Origin of the sequence: Bacillus sp. CBEL-1 (assembly GCF_004348885.1) — a bacterium.
In the GTDB taxonomy this organism is placed as follows: Bacteria; Bacillota; Bacilli; order Bacillales; family Bacillaceae_H; genus Priestia; species Priestia aryabhattai_A.
In genome coordinates this window covers 507438-526463 of record NZ_SBIM01000013.1, presented here as the reverse complement: position 1 = coordinate 526463, position 19026 = coordinate 507438, and the positions used below count along the sequence as shown (strand labels likewise).

General features: G+C 37.4%; 17 protein-coding genes and 1 pseudogene. 11 read left to right on the top strand and 7 right to left on the bottom strand.

The genetic code is table 11. The annotated features are described in order from the left end of the window. Complete coding sequence (locus tag EPL02_RS12625; protein ID WP_131887902.1) at nt 1-1062, top strand: copper resistance D family protein; 1062 nt, start codon at nt 1-3, stop codon at nt 1060-1062. A 13-nt stretch (nt 1063-1075) separates the two neighbouring features. On the opposite strand, the gene EPL02_RS12620 is transcribed toward EPL02_RS12625, so the two are convergent. Further along, nucleotides 1076-1273 carry a spore germination protein gene (locus tag EPL02_RS12620; RefSeq protein WP_165932566.1) on the bottom strand — a complete coding sequence of 66 codons (198 nt, stop codon included), beginning with the start codon at nt 1271-1273 and terminating at the stop codon, nt 1076-1078. A 158-nt stretch (nt 1274-1431) separates the two neighbouring features. On the opposite strand from EPL02_RS12620, the gene EPL02_RS12615 reads away from it, so the two are divergent. Both EPL02_RS12615 and EPL02_RS20905 read left to right on the top strand, forming a co-directional pair. Further along, nucleotides 1432-3165: an ABC transporter ATP-binding protein gene (locus EPL02_RS12615; RefSeq protein ID WP_131887900.1), complete on the top strand. Its 1734-nt coding sequence runs from the start codon at nt 1432-1434 to the stop codon at nt 3163-3165. A 142-nt stretch (nt 3166-3307) separates the two neighbouring features. Next, a complete protein-coding gene (locus tag EPL02_RS20905) occupies nt 3308-3457 on the top strand; it encodes a hypothetical protein (RefSeq protein WP_153301153.1) in 150 nt (49 codons plus the stop codon). 76 nt (nt 3458-3533) lie between these two features. Here EPL02_RS20905 and EPL02_RS12610 read toward each other — a convergent pair whose 3' ends face one another. Both EPL02_RS12610 and EPL02_RS12605 read right to left on the bottom strand, forming a co-directional pair. Beyond that, nucleotides 3534-4199, bottom strand: a complete 666-nt coding sequence (locus tag EPL02_RS12610; protein WP_094910427.1) for a type 1 glutamine amidotransferase domain-containing protein — start codon at nt 4197-4199, stop codon at nt 3534-3536. Between the two features lie 308 nt (nt 4200-4507). Further along, nucleotides 4508-5182 (bottom strand): P-loop NTPase family protein, encoded by a 675-nt coding sequence (locus EPL02_RS12605; RefSeq protein WP_131887899.1) that lies wholly within the window; start codon nt 5180-5182, stop codon nt 4508-4510. A gap of 165 nt (nt 5183-5347) precedes the next feature. On the opposite strand from EPL02_RS12605, the gene EPL02_RS12600 reads away from it, so the two are divergent. Beyond that, nucleotides 5348-5740, top strand: coding sequence for a FixH family protein (locus tag EPL02_RS12600; protein WP_094910425.1), 393 nt, complete (start codon nt 5348-5350; stop codon nt 5738-5740). A gap of 29 nt (nt 5741-5769) precedes the next feature. Here EPL02_RS12600 and EPL02_RS12595 read toward each other — a convergent pair whose 3' ends face one another. The 3 genes from EPL02_RS12595 to folE2 form a co-directional block, all read right to left on the bottom strand. Then, entirely contained in the window at nt 5770-7176 is a 1407-nt protein-coding gene (locus tag EPL02_RS12595) for a sensor histidine kinase (RefSeq protein WP_094910424.1), read from the bottom strand. After that, on the bottom strand, nt 7173-7853 hold the full coding sequence (locus tag EPL02_RS12590; RefSeq protein ID WP_179289209.1) for a response regulator transcription factor: 681 nt from the start codon (nt 7851-7853) through the stop codon (nt 7173-7175). Before EPL02_RS12590 ends, EPL02_RS12595 begins: the two co-directional genes overlap by 4 nt. Nucleotides 7854-8171: 318 nt before the next feature. After that, the gene (gene folE2, locus EPL02_RS12585) at nt 8172-9083 is read right to left on the bottom strand and encodes a GTP cyclohydrolase FolE2 (RefSeq protein ID WP_286175427.1); all 912 of its coding nucleotides are present in this window, start codon (nt 9081-9083) and stop codon (nt 8172-8174) included. Nucleotides 9084-9345: 262 nt separating this feature from the next. Between folE2 and EPL02_RS12580 the strand changes: the two genes are divergently transcribed. Further along, nucleotides 9346-10677 carry a polysaccharide biosynthesis protein gene (locus EPL02_RS12580; protein WP_131887898.1) on the top strand — a complete coding sequence of 444 codons (1332 nt, stop codon included), beginning with the start codon at nt 9346-9348 and terminating at the stop codon, nt 10675-10677. A 37-nt stretch (nt 10678-10714) separates the two neighbouring features. On the opposite strand, the gene EPL02_RS12575 is transcribed toward EPL02_RS12580, so the two are convergent. Continuing rightward, entirely contained in the window at nt 10715-12499 is a 1785-nt protein-coding gene (locus EPL02_RS12575; protein WP_131887897.1) for a transglycosylase domain-containing protein, read from the bottom strand. An 800-nt stretch (nt 12500-13299) separates the two neighbouring features. On the opposite strand from EPL02_RS12575, the gene EPL02_RS12570 reads away from it, so the two are divergent. The 6 genes and pseudogenes from EPL02_RS12570 to EPL02_RS21375 form a co-directional block, all read left to right on the top strand. Then, a complete protein-coding gene (locus tag EPL02_RS12570; protein WP_131887896.1) occupies nt 13300-13914 on the top strand; it encodes an alpha/beta hydrolase in 615 nt (204 codons plus the stop codon). A 391-nt stretch (nt 13915-14305) separates the two neighbouring features. Further along, the gene (locus tag EPL02_RS12565; protein WP_094910420.1) at nt 14306-15040 is read left to right on the top strand and encodes a polysaccharide deacetylase family protein; all 735 of its coding nucleotides are present in this window, start codon (nt 14306-14308) and stop codon (nt 15038-15040) included. Further along, nucleotides 15031-15624, top strand: coding sequence for a DedA family protein (locus EPL02_RS12560; protein WP_094910419.1), 594 nt, complete (start codon nt 15031-15033; stop codon nt 15622-15624). Before EPL02_RS12565 ends, EPL02_RS12560 begins: the two co-directional genes overlap by 10 nt. Then, entirely contained in the window at nt 15624-16754 is a 1131-nt protein-coding gene (locus tag EPL02_RS12555) for an MGDG synthase family glycosyltransferase (RefSeq protein WP_094910418.1), read from the top strand. The genes EPL02_RS12560 and EPL02_RS12555 overlap by 1 nt, the downstream gene beginning before the upstream one ends. Before the next feature lie 79 nt (nt 16755-16833). Next, nucleotides 16834-17583 (top strand): oxygen-insensitive NADPH nitroreductase, encoded by a 750-nt coding sequence (nfsA, locus tag EPL02_RS12550; protein ID WP_131887895.1) that lies wholly within the window; start codon nt 16834-16836, stop codon nt 17581-17583. Nucleotides 17584-18451: 868 nt separating this feature from the next. After that, nucleotides 18452-18742 (top strand): annotated as a pseudogene (locus EPL02_RS21375) (3D domain-containing protein); the annotation flags it as partial. Nucleotides 18743-19026 lie beyond the last annotated feature (284 nt).

Sequence of the window (19026 nt, the reverse complement as noted above, 5' to 3'; positions counted from 1 at the left end):
ATGCCAATAGTTTTACCATTATTTGAATGGCTAACGTATATTAGCTTAGCGTTGTTACTGGGTACAGCAGTTTTACAGTATGTTTCTGAAGAAAATAAGCCTATTTTAAGCATATCTAGTAAGTGGTTAATTGCCAGTGCTCTTACGGTAGGGATTTTTTCTATAGGCCCAGCTTTAGAAATTGTGCTTGCATTTTCAAAAATTAGAGGTTTTTCAGATACTCTTCAGGTGGTATTGTTTGGAAGTAAAACAGGTCATGCATGGTTGATTGTTGTACTTTGTTCCATGTTATTGATTCTTACAATTGTTGTAAAAAGTCATCCTCATATCTATACATTACTAACTATTGGTCTAGTGGTAGGGGTTTCTTATGCTGGTCACGCCGCATCAATATCACCGGTAAACGGTATGCTTTCACATTTCCTTCACGTGCTGTTTGTTGGTCTTTGGAGCGGAGTTATTTTAACGGTTTCATTCTTTATAAAAAAACCTGTGAATTGGAAAGCTTTTTTAACATGGTTTACGCCTTTTGCGATTGGATGTTTTATTTTACTTTCATTAAGTGGAGTAATTGCTATGCTTATTATAGTAGGGCTGCCTAACTACGTAAATTCATGGTCGACAAACTATGGACAAGGTTTATTACTTAAGCAAATAAGCATTATTTTATTAGTTGTGTTTGCAGTAATCAATGGTATCTTGCTTCGTAAAGTGAAAAACTCACATACTTTTCGCCCAACTGGGTGGCTACGAGTTGAAGCGGTGACCTTGCTGATTATTTTCTTTATAACAGGCGTGATGGTCAACCAATCACCGCCTACGAATCTGCAACATGCCGAAGCAAATTCTCTGCTTCCGTTTATTTATGGTCAGCCCATTACTTTACCAATTACGTTTCAGTTTACAATTGTAGGCGCAATTTTCTCGTTTTTAGCAATCTTTTTTCTTGCATATATTTTTGTTATTTTTCACAAAAAAATAAATGCGTGGTTTAGCTTGCTAAGTGGAACACTATTTGTATTTTCTTTATACATTGCTATGATTACAAGCATTTCTTTTTAATGAAAAAAGACTTTCAACGTTGTTTGAAAGTCTTTTTTCGTTGCGGTAATCTTTCAGCTGATTGGCTATTGTCAGCTGGTTCATCACCTGTTGTGGGCGGTCCGCTATTTTCTTTTGAGTTAGTGAAAGGAGAAATATAGCATACGTCACCAAAATTAACGATTCCACCGGTGATTTTTCCAATATATACGGATTTAATCCAAACGGGCATAATCATCAACCTTTCTTGAACACTCTTTATATCTTATGACAAGCTCTTGTATCAGGTATAGACGAGTGTAAAGGGAAAGCAAATATTTCTATATTTGCTTTCATTTCGTGTACAATAGAAACGGAAAAAGTAGAAATTAAAAAGATAGAAGGTAAATTATGAACAAATATAAAGAAGTTAAAACGAACTTTTCATTTAAAAAGCTTTGGAGGCTAACGGATCCATCAAAAGGAAAGCTGAGTATCTCTTTACTTTTTGCACTAGTAAATACAGGAGCTTCTCTTGTTATTCCTCTTATGATCAAAGAGTTGATGGATACAATTAATAGCGGTGTATCTAAACAAATGGTTGCGGCTTTAATTGGGTTATTTGTTATTCAAATGATCACGAGTGCCTTATCTCTATATCTTCTGGCCCAAGTGGGTCAAGGCGTGGTTGAGAAACTGCGTACGACCATTTGGGATAAGCTTGTTAAACTGCCGGTTTCGTTTTATGACCGCAATCGCTCTGGCGAAATGGTGAGTCGAATTACAAATGATACAACGATTGTGATGAACTTACTATCAACAGAAATGATAGAGTTTGTTAAAAATATTTTATCGATTAGTATATCAATTATTATTTTGTTTACGTTAGATGTTCCGATGACGCTCATTTTGCTAGCTGTTATCCCGATAATGTTTTTACTTGTTATGCCGCTTGCACGAAAGATTCATAAAATCTCTCGTGAGCAGCAGGATAAAATGTCAAAGCTCACGGCATTTTTAGCTCAAATGCTTAGTGAAATACGCTTAATTAAAGTATCCAGCTCTGAGAAGAAAGAAATTGAAGAGGGGAAGCGCTCGTTCCACTCACTTTTTTTATTTGGGATACGCCGTGCAAAAATTGAAGCAATTATAACGCCGATTATTAGTACGGTGATGACAAGCGTTATGATTGCAATTGTAGGGTTTGGTGCATATCGCGTTAGCCAAGGGTTTATTAGTGCAGGAGAGCTAGTAGCGTTTGTTCTTTATCTCTTTCAAATTATGGTGCCTGTTGGTTCACTTACTCGCTTTATTACAAGCTTTCAACAAACGAAAGGTGCATCAGAGCGCATTTTTGCTATTCTAGAAGAAAAAGAAGAGTCTTTTCAAGACGGACAACAAGTTAAATATATTGGTGAGTTAACGTTTAAAGACGTTGCATTTAAATACGAGGAAAAATTGGTGTTGAAAAACATTTCATTTTCAGCTCAAAAGGGCGAAGTGACGGCGTTAGTTGGTCCAAGTGGCGCTGGGAAATCAACTGTTTTTTCACTGCTTGAGCGTTTTTATGCCCCATCTTCTGGCCAAATTCTATTAGAGGATACAGATAGTGGAGCAATTAACCTCAGAGCGTGGCGCCAGTTGTTTAGTTATGTACAGCAAGACTCGCCGATTTTAGCAGGAACAATTCGTGAAAACCTAACGTATGGGCTAGAGAGAACAATTTCAGATGCTGAAATTGTTGAAGCAACGAAACAGGCAAATGCTCATGAGTTCATTGCTAATTTTGATGATGGATATGATACAATGCTTGGTGAAAGAGGAGTAAACTTATCTGGAGGTCAGCGTCAACGGATTGCGATTGCAAGAGCATTGCTTCGCAATCCTCAATTCTTACTTCTTGATGAAGCGACGGCAAGCCTTGATTCCGAATCTGAAAAGCTTGTCCAAGAGTCGCTTGAGCGAGTCATGAAGGGGCGAACTTCCCTTGTCATTGCACACCGGTTATCTACGGTGATAAATGCTGATCAAATCGTAGTAATTGAAGATGGAGAAGTAACGGGGAAGGGGACACACGAAGAGCTTCTAAGCACGCATAGCTTTTATCGTCGCTTGGTTCAACAGCAGTTCCAAACAGAATCTTGATAATGTAGAAGAAGCGTACTAGCTTGCTAGTGCGCTTTTTTTAGTGGAAAACCACTATCTTTGTCGAAGCTATTGTGAGATAACCTAGGGCTATGATAAAGTGAACGTTAAAACCATTTACTGAAAAAAGGAGGGATAGACAATGAAGGTGGGAGATAACGTTTTTTATAACAGCAAATCGTATAAGCTAATTCACGTGTATCGTAATGGAACATTAGAGCTCTTGTCGACTCAACAACCGGACTTTGGAAAGACTATTATTGTAGATGCTGCTAAAGTTAAAAATAATTGAGAGTGAGAAGTAAAATGATTGAATTATAAAACCCCCTTTACTTTCAGCATGGTGAAAGTAAAGGGGGTTAATCAGTTTAAGCATTCAGCTTTTTCACTAGTTCATCACCCATCAGTTCTGAAGAGAACGGGTCACGGCTTGTAACGATTTGGTCGTTAGCCCAAACGGCATAAGCTTTTTTATCCATTTCAGGTAAATAATTAGCAATTTTGCTAAGCTCTTGTTCTAAGCTATAAGGTAGAAAAGGAAGTACTTCGTCAGGTTCAATTGCATCAGGATAGCCCGTCACGTCGAGGCCTTCAATTAATAGCTTCTCATTCTTGTCTTTTAAGAAAGCAAACACAGAAGGGCCGTGACATTCTGCTGCTAAGATGCCACCTTTGTTATAGACATCGTTCATTAATTGATGAAGGTGAACATTTTTTGCAAGGTCAAACATTGCACCATGACCCCCAACAACTAAAATTGCATCATAGTTTGATGCGTTAACTTCCTCTAGTTTCATTGTTTGATCTGCTCGTCCAGTTTCTACAAGCTCTTTGTACGTACCGTTTGGATCAAAGTCTTTTGAAATACTGCGTTCATCTAATGTTGGTTTTCCGCCTAAAGGTGATGCTAAGTCAACAGTGTGACCTGCTTCTTCTAGCTTTAAAAGAGGAGCAAATAGTTCTTCTGCCCACCATCCAGTTTTATATTCTTTTTCTTCGTATCCGCTTGATAGTACGGCTAATATACGTGCCATGAAAAAACCTCCTAGTAAATTGTTCCATTGTTAATATGAAACGATAGCGAGTATCTTATTCATCTACATTTTTCTTACCCGTTTTAATCAATCATTAAACAGAAAGAAGAGTTAACTTTTTAGTTTTACTGAGCCAAAAAATAGAATATAGAATTTGTTTATAGAGCTAGCAAATAATTAAATACGTCAACATTTAAAAATGAGAGGTGGTGTTTTCTTAACATTAATAAGCGTTCAGAGGTCATTTACTTCCCGTTTTATAACAGTTCCGTACTGCTATATACGAGTTAATGAAAAAACCTATGCAACTATTGCATAGGTAAGGAATCTTGAAGTGTATGATTTTCTAAGTAAGTAATAGAAGTACGAAGTTGTTTAGGTAGCGTCTGTGTTATAAATAAGATAGGAATGTCGAGGCCTTGCCTTAGCTTATGTAGGGCCTCGTAAAACGACTCACTGTACTCATATGCTAGGCTATTTACTAGTAAAAGTGCAGGTGAGACGAGTAAACAACTTACCAAAAGAAGCTGCTCTTTATCTGCTTTTGATAATGAGCACAGAGGTTGATGCAATAAAGATTGTGAAACTGAGCATAGGGTAATAGCATTGGAAATTAGTTTATTACTATTTGTAGGTTGAATACTATCAGGAATAGTTTGAATAATTTTTTTAAGAAATTCTGTGCATGTTTCCTGAGAGTGAGCATTAATTCTCTGATGCGGGTTCAGCTCTTGAATTTTTAACTTCAGTTTTCTGCGTTCTTTTGCTTTAATACGAAGCAAAGAGCTACCGTTTAGCAAAATGTCCCCTATATCGGGATCGCTTGAAAGAGATAATAGCTCGAGTAATGCAGTTAACTTTTTATAGTCAGCGGATATAATTGTTGTAATAGCACCTCCGCTTGCTGTAAATGATAGGTTGCGAAGAACAGCTGTATTTCCATACGTTTTTGAAATGCCTTGAACTTCTAGTAAAGTAGACATACAAACACCTTCTTTTTCCGAGAATAAATCGTAATAATTATTATTTATAATAATAGAGAGCTGATCTTTTGTAAAGAATGAGATTTTGAAAAAACTTCATGATTTTCTCACATTTACAGTTTATAGTAAATAATGAGGGGACTAATATAGAAGGGAGAGGTCAACGTGAAAGCAAAGAAAATAATATGTTTAGTAAGCATGTGTGGTCTTTTGATGGGGTGTGGCGTAAATCAAGAGCAAGAAGCGAGTGCTGAAGATCCTAAAATGTTAGATGTAAAGCTGAATGGACCTTCTGAAGTAGGTAAAAATGAAACCGTTATCTTTGAAGCTGTAGTTACATATGGAAATGAAAAAGTTGAAGACGCAGATGACGTGCAATTTGAAATTGAGAAAGAAAATGCAGAAGGGCAAGGGGACATGATAAAAGCTAAGCATCGTAAAGGTGGAATATATGAAGTAGCAACTGATTTTCAAGAACCTGGCATTTATACAGTTCAATCCCATGTGACAGCCAAGGACTCTCATAATATGCCTAAAATACGTATAGAAGTAAAATAAACAAAGCCTCTTTAAAGAGGCTTTTGTTGTTAAAAAGATTCGTAAGGAAACGTAATCGTAACGGTAGTTCCATTACCAATCTCGCTTTTAAAATCTAGGCTTCCAGCGTGATAATGGATAATTTCTTTAGATATCGCTAACCCAAGCCCTGTTCCACCTTTTTCACGAGTTCGAGCTTTATCGGCTCTGAAAAATCGTTCTCCTAAGCGACTTAAATCTGCTTTTGATATGCCGATTCCGGTATCCGTTACGCTAATTTGAACTTTGTGCTCATCATGAGAAAGTGAAATATCAATGTGCCCTCCCTCGTTTGTGTACCGAATTGAATTGTGGATTAAATTATAGAATACCTGTTTTAATCGAAGCTCATTTGCGTTCATAATAATGTCTTCGTCTAATCTGCTTGTGACGGTTAGCTGTTTTTTAGCAGCGTGAATGGTCAAAACATCGATTGTTTCATTAATAAGCTGAGCCAAAACAAGCGGAGACTTTATCATAGTCACTGTTTCGGACTGGAGCTGAGATAAATCCAATAGGTCATGAACAAGAGCATTCATCCTTGTTGTTTCTCGTTCTATTACGTGCAAGTATTCATTTCGTTCTTTTTGGCTCATAGTTGAATTCTGTAAAAGTTCACTATACCCCTTTATATAGCTAAGAGGTGTGCGTAGTTCATGGGCTACATTTGCGAGAAATTCACGCTTTTGTTCATCACTTTTTTTTAAGGAAGATGCCATAGAGTTAAACGCTTCTGCTAAGTGACCAACTTCGTCATTGCTATTGGAAGGAATGCGTATAGAAAAATTCCCTTTCGCGATCTCGTTTGAGACAGCTTTCATTCGCTGTAATGGAGTTACAATTGCTTTGGTCATTCGATTTCCAATTAAATAAAGAAAAATAAACGTAATGATTGCCACAATCGCCAAAATATTGGCTGCTTTTGTAAACACTTCATTTAATGAAGCTAAAGGAACATATAGATAAACAATTCCTGCTAGTTCGTTTGTTTTTTGATCAATTAGGGGGACAATGGCACCAATAAGGTTGCGCTCAAATTTCTCTTCGTAACCTTTTTTAACAATGTATTCACCTTTTAAGAGTTTTTCTCGTTCAGCTTTTGAAATGATCGGTTTATCTTCTTTAGAGAACGGAGAGTAACCGCTTAATTCTTCTGGATTATTAAAAATTAAGATTTCTGCCTCAGAAACCGTATTATGCCAATTTACATTTCCAATTAAAAAATCGGAAATCTCACCGGTATGATAATGAGCAGCAATTTGTTGACCTTCTGCTACAAGCGAGCTTTCTGTTTTGTCTACATAGAGTGATTCGTAAAGAAATTGGATAAATAAAAATGAAAATACAATTGCAAAGCAAAGCAAGCTGCTGATTAAAAGGCGTAGCTTAGTTGTTAAAGCGAAGGACAACTTCTTCATGCCTCCGCTTTATACCCAATACCCCAAACCGTTTGAATTAGGTCGCCTCCTGCTTTTAACTTTAAACGCAACGTTTTGATATGAGTATCAACTGTCCGTTCACTTCCGATGTAATCAATCCCCCAAATTTGATGTAAAAGCTGTTCGCGCGTGAAAACTCGTCCAAGGTGATTACATAAATAGATGAGTAGTTCATATTCTTTTAAGGTAAGCGATATAGCTTCATCGTTTACATATACGGTTCGACCAAGCTTGTTAATTTTTACATGTCCAAAATGCTGATAAACTTCAACTGAACGTGGAAGTGCAGTTGTGCGACGAAGAACAGCTTCAATACGTGCTATTAATTCACCGTTACTAAACGGCTTAACAATGTAGTCGTCCCCTCCGATTTTTAATCCGTGTATGCGATCTAATTCATCACCACGCGCAGTCAAAAAGATAATGGGAATCGATGGATGGACGCTGCGTATCCTTTCAGCTAACGTAAATCCGTCCATAATTGGCATCATTACATCAATAAGAATAAGGGAAGGAAGCATATGAGCTAATTCATCTAGCGCTTCTTCTCCGTTTGAAGCCTCTAGGCACATATAGCCTTCGCGTTGAAGGGATAGCTGGATCAAATGTCGCATTTGTTGTTCATCATCAACAATTAATATAGTTGGCTTTTGCATTTTCATCATGCCCTTTCTCATTTTTAAGTTCTTTTTCTAGTATATCGGAAATATGTGAGGCATAAGTGAACTTTTGTCACCATTCTTTTTATTCTACATAAATGAAGGGGCTGAGACATGAAGGTTTTAAAATTGTTAGGTTAAAATCAAAGTTTCTCTCCACTGTGCGGGAGATATGTGCATTCTTCTATTGCCTACAGGGGTCACGTGTCTTATGCCCTTTTCGATTAATAAAAATATCCGAACTATCGAAAAGAGTTAACTTTCAACAGTTCGGATAGATCATTGGCTAAAATACTTATGTCCCAGCCTCATTAATTACTCTGAATGTTTATCAAAAGTAATGGTTGCAACAGCATCGTGTAAGTGAATGGACTCTTCATTACGACAGGACACAGTGAAGGCTTCTACGAATGAATACTCGTATAAATCAGCAGCTACTAAGCGGACCATATCTTCCACAAATCGTGGATTTTCATACGCTTGTTCAGTAACCATTTTTTCATCTGGACGTTTAAGAATCGGATGAATTTTAGCACTTGCATTTGATTCAATGGCTTCTAGTAAAGCATGCTTCCAGTCAATATCATCATTGATTGAAGCAGCTAAACGAACATCTACGGATACGTAACCACGCTGGTTATGAGCGCTATATTCACTGATTTCTTTTGAACAAGGACATAGCGTTTTTACAACAGCTGTTAATCCAGCTTCAAACGTTACACCAGCTTTTTTTGTGTAAGCAACTTTTAGGCGAGCTTCAGAATGATTAAGACCTGATAATCCTGAAGAAGGTGCTGCTTGGTCATAAAACCAAGGGAATGCAATCTCTACTTTAGCATCGGGAATACGTAGGCGCTCAGAGAGCTCCTCTACAAATGAAGTTAGTGCAGCAAACGTTAAGTTCAACTCACCGCGCTTGCGATACTCTTCTAAAAGTTCCGTAAAGCGACTCATGTTTGTTCCTTTTGAATCCTTTGGAATAGAAGAAGTGAGAGTGAAAGTAGCAATTGTAGGCGTAGCTCCACTTGGTGCAAATATGGTTACAGGTATTTTAACGTTGGAAACACCAACCGCTTGAATATCAAATAAAAAATCTTTCTTTTTATTTTGTAGATCAGCCATTTCTTCTTTTTTAGTAGGCTTTGTTTTTGGGCCGGGTTCTACTGAACCGAATAATTTATGGCGTTCTTGCTTTGATGGTAAGTTTATTGTTGTCATCGTTGTCATAGCTCTTTCTCCTTTCACCTAAGAGAAGGTGGTCGCTAAAAATATGAATCTGGAAAAATTTTAACCTACTTTGTTCTTTTCTTGCAATGATTAATTTACGAAAATGGAATGCTCTGTGTTAAACAGGTATAAAATTGCTCTATTTTTCATAAGGTGAACATAACATGAAAGTAGGACAAAGTATAGGGAGATTGAGTAGAGAAATTGATAATTAGATTGTTGTCATACATGTATGTAGGACAAGAATTGAGGAGATTAGTAGATGAACACTTTTCTAAAAGGAACATTTATCTTAGCAGGAGCTGCCTTTGCAGGCGAGCTGATTGAATTTTTAGTAAATATGGTATTAGCACGAGAGCTTGGCAAAGAAGGAATGGGGATGTATATGACGGTTCTGCCCATTATTTTTCTTGTTGCCACCGTAGCCAACTTAGAGCTGCCCATTTCTATTTCAAAATTTATTGCAGAGCATAATCGGCATGAGCATCGCAATATGATGAAGCATGCCATCACATTTGCAACGGTATTAAGTCTCGTTATTTTCTTCGTGACGTTTGGCGTTGTTTCGTTTTTTCCTTTCTTTACTCATTACCATCCTTACTTAAAGTGGGCTGTATTAATCTTTATTCCAATTGTATCGTTTTCAGCCGTACTGAGGGGATATTTTACGGGGAAAAACAGTATGTCAACCATTGCGGTTTCAAACTTTATCCGAAAAGCTTTTCAATTAACTATTCTATTTGTCATCTTTCAGATGTTTCAGTTCACAGATGTAAAAACTTCTCTTTTCATCGCTATCTGTACCCTAATTGGAACAGAAGCTGTTATCTTACTTTATTTTTTAATCACATATGTGACGCAATTAAACGTTATTACAAAAGGGCATAGAGCGCTATTAACACCTCAGGATGTACGAAAGAAGCTGCTGAGCGTCTCTTTGCCAACAACTGGGTTACGTTTGTTTAATGCGGTTTGTAATGCTATCCAACCATTTTTGATTAAGCATGCTCTTATTCTATCAGGCATGACGCTTAGCGGTGCAACGCAGCACTTTGGAATGCTTACAGGAGTTGCGATGAGCATTGGTTTTTTTCCAGCATTTTTTGCTCATTCTCTTTTAGTAGCGCTTATTCCTGCCGTGTCTGAAGCGCATGCAAAAGATCAAGAAAAGCAATTACAAAAGCTTCTTCTTCAAAGTATGCAGCTTACGTTTATTTACGGTATTCCATCTGTTTTGGCTATGTATATTTTTGCAGAGCCGCTAACAAGCTTATTCTTTCATTCTACAGAAGCCGTTTTTTATTTACAGGCACTGTGGCCATATTTTCTCTTTCATTTCTTTGCAATCCCGCTTCAAGCTTACTTAATTGGATTAGGCTACGTAAAAGATGCGCTGTTTCATACGATTTGGTCTCACGTTGTTTCCTTTTCACTTATGTTCGTACTCGGTTCACAGCCAACTATCGGTATGACAGGAATTATTATCGGAATGAATGCTGGTATCGTTGTATTGACGCTTCTACACTACGTCACAATTTGTCGAGTTATTAACGTTTCGTTTTTTTCTCTTAAGAAGCATAAGACAGTTCTATAAAAAAAGCGGAAAGCAATAGATGCTTTCCGCTTTTGATTTACCAACTATCCATAATGGATTTAAATAATGTAGCAGGGTCTTCGCCACCACCACTGGTCAGTTTCTTTCTTTTTTCATCAGTTTCCTGTTTTTCAAACCCTGTATGAATAGAGATGACGGCCTCGTCTGTATAACCAACAAACCAAGCATCTCCATAATCTTGGGTGGTGCCAGTTTTACCAGCTGCATCTTTAGAAGAACGAGCGTTAGCTCCTGTACCATAGCTTTTTTCAATAACGTCTTCTAGCATAGACGTCATTGTATCAGCATTTTGTGGACTCATTACTTCTTCTGTTTCAATTTCCGGCTCTTGCTCTTCGCCGCCGCGCATTTGAATTTTCTTAATCGCATAAGGCTTTGTCACTTTACCCTCGTTCGCAAAGACGGAGTAGCCTTGTGCTAATTGAAGAGGAGAGAATGTTGTTGTAGTTCCTCCTAAAGCTAGCGATAAATTGCGATCTTCATCAGTTAATGGAAGGCCTGCTTTTTCCATAAAGTTAAATGAATCTCTAAAGCCAATTTCGTTTAAAAGCGATACAGCTGTTGTGTTGACTGAGCGAGCAATGGCTTCTCGCATCGGTATTTCTCCAAGATAGCGACCGTTTGCATTTTGAGGCTTATAGCCGCTAAAATCTACGGGCTCATCCACAAGAGTAGTTGTTGGGCTATAGTCACCAGTTTCAAGAGCAGGGCCATATACTGCAAGTGGTTTAATAGCTGATCCAGGCTGATAACCGATTGTAGCTCGGTTTAGTCCGTTTGTTTGATAATTTCGGCCGCCGTAAATAGCCGATACACCACCTGTTTTTGGATTGATAGCCGCGATTCCAACTTCTACTTTGTGTGATGCCGTATCGTCTGCAAACACGTGATTAGTTACAGAGCGATTAATGGATTCCTGAAGAAGTGGGTCAAAATCAGTATAGATTTCGTAGCCGCCTTTGTATAAATCTTCAGCGGTAACACCATACGTTTTCTCAGCTTCACGGACAACATAGTCGACAAAAGCTTGATGGCTATTTCGTTGCTTAAACGTTACGTCTGGTTTGATAACGCGTTCGTTGATAGCTTGATTATACTCATCTTGCGTAATGACTTCTTGGTCTAACATGAGCTGAAGAACTACGTTTCGGCGTTTGGTTGCTTCTTCTGTGCTGCTAGCAGGTGAGTATGTGCTTGGCGCTTTTGGAAGTCCAGCTAGCAGAGCCGCTTCGCCAACGCTCAATTGGGATACATCTTTGTTAAAGTACAGCTGAGATGCTGCCCCAATACCGTATACGCCGCTACCAAAATAGATTTGATTCATATATAGTTCTAGAATTTGATCTTTTGAAAACTGTTTTTCAAGTCCAACTGATAAAAACATTTCGTCAAACTTGCGCTTAAAGGTTTTATCGTTAGAGAGATATAAGTTTCGTGCAAGCTGTTGGGTGATGGTACTTGCACCCTCAGCCTTGCTCATTGTAATAACGTTTTTAAACATAGCCCGGGCAATTCCCTGCATGTCGATTCCAAAATGATCGTAAAAGCGGCGATCCTCTGTTGCCACAAATGCCATTTTGACATGGTCAGGCACTTCATCGATGGATACATTTTGTCTTGGGACCGTCTTATATAATTCATCAAGCGGTCGATTGTTTTTATCATAAATGACAGTGCTCTGGACAGCTTGCAGCTTGCTGTATGATAAGCTAGCTGTTTGTTCAAATTGTTTTAACACATAAGTGACGCCTAGAAGGATTACTAGGACAACGGTTAAAACAGCGAGAATAAATTTTCTCATGGTTTCTCACTCCACTAATTAATAATTCCGCGTTCAATAAGATAGATTAATTTCTATCCTTTTAGTAAGTTATCACATAGGATGCAAGCGTGAAGATAAAGGGTTTTTCTTATGACCTAAATCAGTGCATGTCCTTTATGTAGCTTATTGACAACGGTGTTTGCTTGTTTCACTAGATATTTTAACTAGTTACGCTTTTAAAGTATTAAGGTTGGTTTGCACCTGATATGAACGTTACGCGCACTTTTGAAGAAATGAATTATACCTAGCAACGTAGTCTTGTTGTATAGTACAACCTTCTGCAACAAAAGTAGTTGAAATTTTCTCATTTACAAAAAGCTTAAACAAGACGGATACATCTTGCATTTAGTGTACCCATAAATCTTGGTTTGTCAAATAAAGCAATATGCGACACCCTGAGGAATCCTTCTTCGTACGTTATTTTAAGTGCTAAAAGTAATCTTTCAACACTAGGTCATTTACTACTATCGGTACAATATAGAAAATATTAACAAGATAAAGGGAGATTATTACAAAAAGATGCGAAATGTTGAGCAACAGTAAAGCTACTTGATAAGGTGAAAGCTCGTATTGAATAATTGGTCGTGCAATGTATGGACTACTCAGTGCTTGTTTTTTAGTTCACATGGATAAAGCTTTGTTGGTTTAAATGCTTGTTAGTATGTTCAATTTATTTAAAATCATTCAAAGAGCAGTAACTTTACAATTATATGAAGAGTTCGTATAATAATAAATATCTTTAATTCGAGATATTAATATGCAGAGGAGTGAGAAAAAAGATGAAACATATCTTTAAACAAGGAACAAATAGCGAAAAGCCAGTTTTGCTAATGCTTCACGGAACGGGTGGAACAGAAGAGGATTTGTTGCCGATTGCAGAAATGATTGATCCAACAGCATCTGTGCTATCGGTTAGAGGTAACGTGTTAGAACAAGGGATGCCGAGATTTTTTAAGCGTTTAAGAGAGGGTATTTTTGATTTAGAAGATTTAGCAATTCGAACAAAAGAACTAAATGATTTCTTAGGAGAAGCAGCTGAAAAGTATGCCTTTAATCGGGAAAATATAGTAGCAATCGGTTATTCAAATGGCGCTAACATTGCAGGAAGCCTACTGTTTCACTATGAACAATCATTAAAAGGCGCAATACTTTTTCATCCGATGGTACCAAGAAGAGATATTGAAGTACCTAATGCACAAGGTATTCCAATTTTTATTGGTGCAGGAATAAACGACCCAATTTGCCCAGCGGATGAGACGAAAGAATTAACAACACTGCTTCAAGGTGCACAAGCTACTGTTGACGTTCACTGGGAATCTTTTGGTCATCAGCTTACGCGAACAGAAGTAGAAGCAGCCAAAACATGGTATGAACGTATTTATGGAAACAAATAAATGACAAGAGGCTGAGACATAAGCATTTCAGCTAATGATCTATCCGAACGCTTGCGAGTTAGCTTGTAAGCGTTCGGATATTTTTTAATTGGTTTAAAAAAAGAGAAGAATGGAGCGTAGGACACTCAATTTTCCCAAGAAATAGAGGATTAGATTTCTCTCGGTAGGGAGCAGCGAGTGTTTATAAAGCAATGAAACGAATGCGTTTTTCAACCTAACCATTGAAGAAACGTCATGGTTCTTCTTATCGAGGGAATTATTTTATGTTCCATTCTCTTTTTATAGTTGCGCGGTGCCATCAGGCTTGTTAGGATTAAAATGTTTAAAAAATGAAACAAAAGGCTTAGAAAAACGTTATAATGAAAGAATATTAAAGATGAGGTAATTTGGAATGATTGTAATAAAATGGCTTTTGTTTGTTTTGTTAGTAGTTAGCTGCTTCTGGCTGTTGTACGCAGTACTACCGACTTATTTGTATCGCTGGTTTCACCCTCGCGTATGTACGCACTTAAAACAAACTCAATCATTTGCTTTAACATTTGATGATGGACCGCATAGAGAATATACTGCGCAAATTCTGAATTTATTAAAAGAGCATGAGATGAAAGCAACTTTTTTTGTAGTTGGGACAATCGCAAATGAACGGCCGGATTTGTTAAAAAGAATGGTAGCAGAAGGGCATGAAGTTGGTATTCATCATCATAAGCATGTTAGCGCGTGGTTCTTAACACCAGGCCAATTAAAGAAAGAAATTCAAATGTGTAAGGAGGCTATTATAGAAGCAACGGGCGTAGAACCTATATTTTATCGCCCTCCTTGGGGACATTTAAATTTATTTAGTGTTTGGTGTGCAAAACCTTACCATACAATTATTTGGTCTAATATATTTGGAGATTGGTCGCTTAAGAAAACAAAAAAAGCATTAGAAGCTGAAATGAAGAGTAAGTTAAAGCGTGGCGCAATCTATGTGTTGCATGATAATGGAGAAACAAAAGGAGCAGATGAAAGAGCACCAGAGCAGACAATAGGCGCTTTAAGAGAATTCATTCCGTATGCTAAGCAGCGCCAGATGAATAGTAAAACACTCTCTGAATTAAAAAAGGAAGGAACAAGCACGTGGAATTAACAATGGTGTCGCATTATATTAATGCATTCGGTTATATTACAATATTTTTAATTTTATTTTGCGGGATTGTTGGAATTCCAGCGCCTGAAGAGTCATTTTTAATTATTCTTGGAATGTTTATTGCAAAAGGACAGCTGCTTTTATATTCATCAACAATCTATGCTTGCTTAGGTGTTATTATTGGAATGCTGGTTGCTTATTTACTCGGCAGGTATGCAGGCGTTCCCTTTTTTAGTAAGTATGGAAAGTATGTGGGATTAACTGAACCTAAATTAAAAGCTGCTCGTGAGAAGTTTCATAGACATGGGAAGTGGACAATTTTATTTGGCTTGTTTGTTCCTGGTCTTCGTCAAATTAGCCCGTACCTTGCAGGAATTAGTCATTATCCTTTTTTATTATATGTTTGTTTTTCGCTAATAGGCGGAATTGTATGGGTGCTATCTTTTTTATTGTTAGGTTATTTTGTTGGAGATCAGGTTCATATTTCAATTATTGTTGGAGGAGCCATTTTATTTTTTGTTGTTTACGTTATGCTACAGCTGCGAAAAAAGCGAAACACCCGCTTTAAAGGGAGTGATCATTGATGAAAAAGATTTTATTTTTGCCCTTGTTTAAGATGGCATCTGGACATCATCAGGTGGCAGACGCTGTAATGGAAATGCTGGTGGCAAATTATAAGCAAATTTCAGTGAAAAAGATTGATTGTTTAAGTTATTGGAGCAAACCTCTTGAGCAATTAATATCATCTCTATATATGAAATGGATCTCTATGTTTCCAAGGCAGTTTGAAAAATTTTATCACGGGCACGTTTATAAAGAGGAAAATCATACGTGTGATGATTTTGTTGTTAAAAGCTGGCCAATTATTGAATATAACATGAAGCGTTTAATTGAAGCAGAAAAACCAGACGTTATTGTTTGTACTCATAGCTTTCCTTCGCGCGTCATCAGTGGGTTAAAAGAAAAAGGCATTATTAATACACCCGTTGTTAATATTTATACTGATTTTTTAGTAAGCGATGTATGGGGAAAAAGTGGTGTGGATATTCACTGCGTACCTGATAAGGAGACAAAAAACTTTTTAGAAAGTATTCATAATGTGCCTACTCACAATATTTATGTCACTGGAATTCCTGTTCATGCTGCTTTTAAAAATAAACGAATAGATTCAAGGTCTGAACGAACGATTCTAATAGCTGGAGGGAATGCAGGGCTTGGCAATGTAAAACAAATGCTTCGCTCCGTTCCCTACGATAGTATTTACCGATACGTAGTGCTGTGTGGAAACAACAAAAAGCTATTTCAAGAGTTGGTAATGTTAAATCATCCAAGCATTACACCTCTTCCTTATATTGCGTGCAGAGAGCAAATGAATAGCTTATATGAACAAGCTAGTGCAGTTGTGACAAAAGCAGGCGGTGTTACGATTAGTGAAGCCTTACGTAAACGCCTACCTATTTTTATTCACTCTTCACTTCCAGGGCAAGAACAAATTAATATTCAAACGTTAAAAAGAAAAGGCTTATTAATGCCTCTGGATAAAGCCTATCTGCTTGAAGAGCAGTTGGTGAAAGTACTTGAAAATGATGTGCAGCGCAACCGGCTACTACGAAGAATGGATGAGTACATTGAAAGCATTGAGTATTCCGTTTCAGATGTGCTGGCGAACCGGTTTCATTTATATGAATACGAAACAACAAAGAGTCGGTTATAAAGCAGAAAAATGTTGAAAAAAGGAGAGATTCGTTATACTAAGAAGTGAATGAATTAAAATGAAAAAGGGGTTCTAAAAAATGAACGAAGTTATTGAAACAATTTTAAGTCATCGCTCAGTGAGGAAATATCAAGATAAACCTTTAACAGATGAGCAGGTTCATAAAATTGTAGAAAGTGCCCAAGCAGCTTCTACCTCAAGCTATATACAAGCATATTCAATAATTGGAATTAAAAATCAAGAAACTAAGAATCGCTTGGCTGAACTAGCGGGTAATCAACCTTATGTTGCCCAAAATGGTCACTTGCTTCTTTTTTGTGCAGACTTGCATAGGCACGATGTTATTGCTGAAATGGAGGGCAAAGATTTATCTGAGTCCCTTGAAAGTACTGAAAAATTCATGGTTGCTTTAATCGACGCAGCTTTAGCAGCTCAAAATGCATCAATTGCTGCAGAGTCGATGGGGCTTGGAATCTGTTATATCGGTGGACTTCGAAATCAGCTTCAAGATGTTCAAGAATTATTAAAGCTCCCTAGTCGCGTACTGCCACTATTTGGTTTAACGATTGGGTATCCGGCTACCGATACGGATAAAAAGCCTCGTTTACCTCAAGCTAATGTGTATCATGAAGAAGTATACGAGCAAGATCACAATAAGTTTATTGAAGAATTGCAAGCTTATAATGAACAGATTTCTTCTTATTATAATGAGCGTACAAATGGAAACAGAAACGATACGTGGACTGGTCAAATGGCTCATATGCTATCGAACCCGACGCGTATGTATATGAAAGAGTACGTAGAGAAACAAGGCTTTAATAAAAAATAAATAACCACATGGATGCAATTGATGAAAAGCACCCTAATTGATAGAATTATCTAACAATTAGGGTGCTTTTTTTATGGATAAAAAGGAATAGGAAGATTTGTTTGTAAAAAACACCAAATAAATGGAAATTATTGAAGCATATGGACAAATTATCAGAAAAATTACAGTTTCATGTTAAAAAAGCGTTATTTTTGTAATGGAAGTTGAATGTTCCTGTAATGGCTGTGCAATCTCTAGGTGATATCATTCAGTCATTGAGTAAATAAGGAGGTATTCGTAAATGAAGAAATTTATATTTACTCTAGGAACAACAGCAATCCTTTCAGCAGGGCTTGCAGGTGGAGCATCTGCAAGTGCAAACGAAACGTATCAAGTACAAAAAGGTGATACGTTGTGGAGCATCGCTCAAAACCATGATGTGAGCGTTGACGAATTAAAAGATGCAAATAACTTAACATCAACGATTATTCACCCAGAACAAAATTTAAATGTATCAATTATAAAAGAGATTACACATAAAGTTGAGCGCGGCGATACATTATGGTCAATTAGCCAAGAATATGGCGTAACAGTAGAGCAAATTAAAGCTTGGAACGGATTAGGAAGTGACCTTATCATTCCAGGACAGGTCTTTGCCATTGAAACAAGTGGAGGTTCACAAGCTGTAGCACAACCAGCTCCAGCACCAAAAGCTGAACCTGTGCAAGAAGCTGCGCCGGCACCAAAGGAAGAACCAGCTCAAGAGCCTGCCGAACAACCGGCACCAGAAGCTGAGCAAAAACAAGAGCCAGTTCAGGAAGCGGCTGCACCAGCGCCACAACCTGAGCCAGCTAAAGAGGAACAACCTGCTGAACAATCACAACAGAACGGTAAGCAGTTAACAGTTGAAGCAACTGCTTATACAGCTAGCTGTGAAGGATGTAGTGGTGTAACTGCTACGGGAGTAGATTTAAAAGCAAATCCAAACCAAAAAGTAATTGCTGTAGATCCTAGCGTAATCCCATTAGGTTCAAAAGTATATGTTGAAGGATATGGAGAAGCAATCGCTGCTGATACTGGCGGAGCGATTAAAGGTAATAAAATCGACGTATTTGTTCCTGCACAAGCTGATGCAGAGCAATGGGGTCGTAAAACAGTTAACATTACAGTATTAAATTAATAGTTGATAAGAAAAAGAGATGCCTGATTTCAGGCATCTCTTTTTCTTTCCGTACGGAAAGCGAATATTTTATGAGAAAACACCTTTAATGTTAGCGCTTTCTGGAAAAGGTTTCAAAAAACACCTTGATTTTGTCAGAAAATTTATTATAATTAAAAATATCATCAGATGTGAGGAAAAATAACATGATGATGTAAAAGGAGGGAGGATACATAAAAAAGCTTCTCATGGCGGTGAGAAGCTTGAATTGGGCATAACAAATTGGGGTATGTATGCCTAATTCT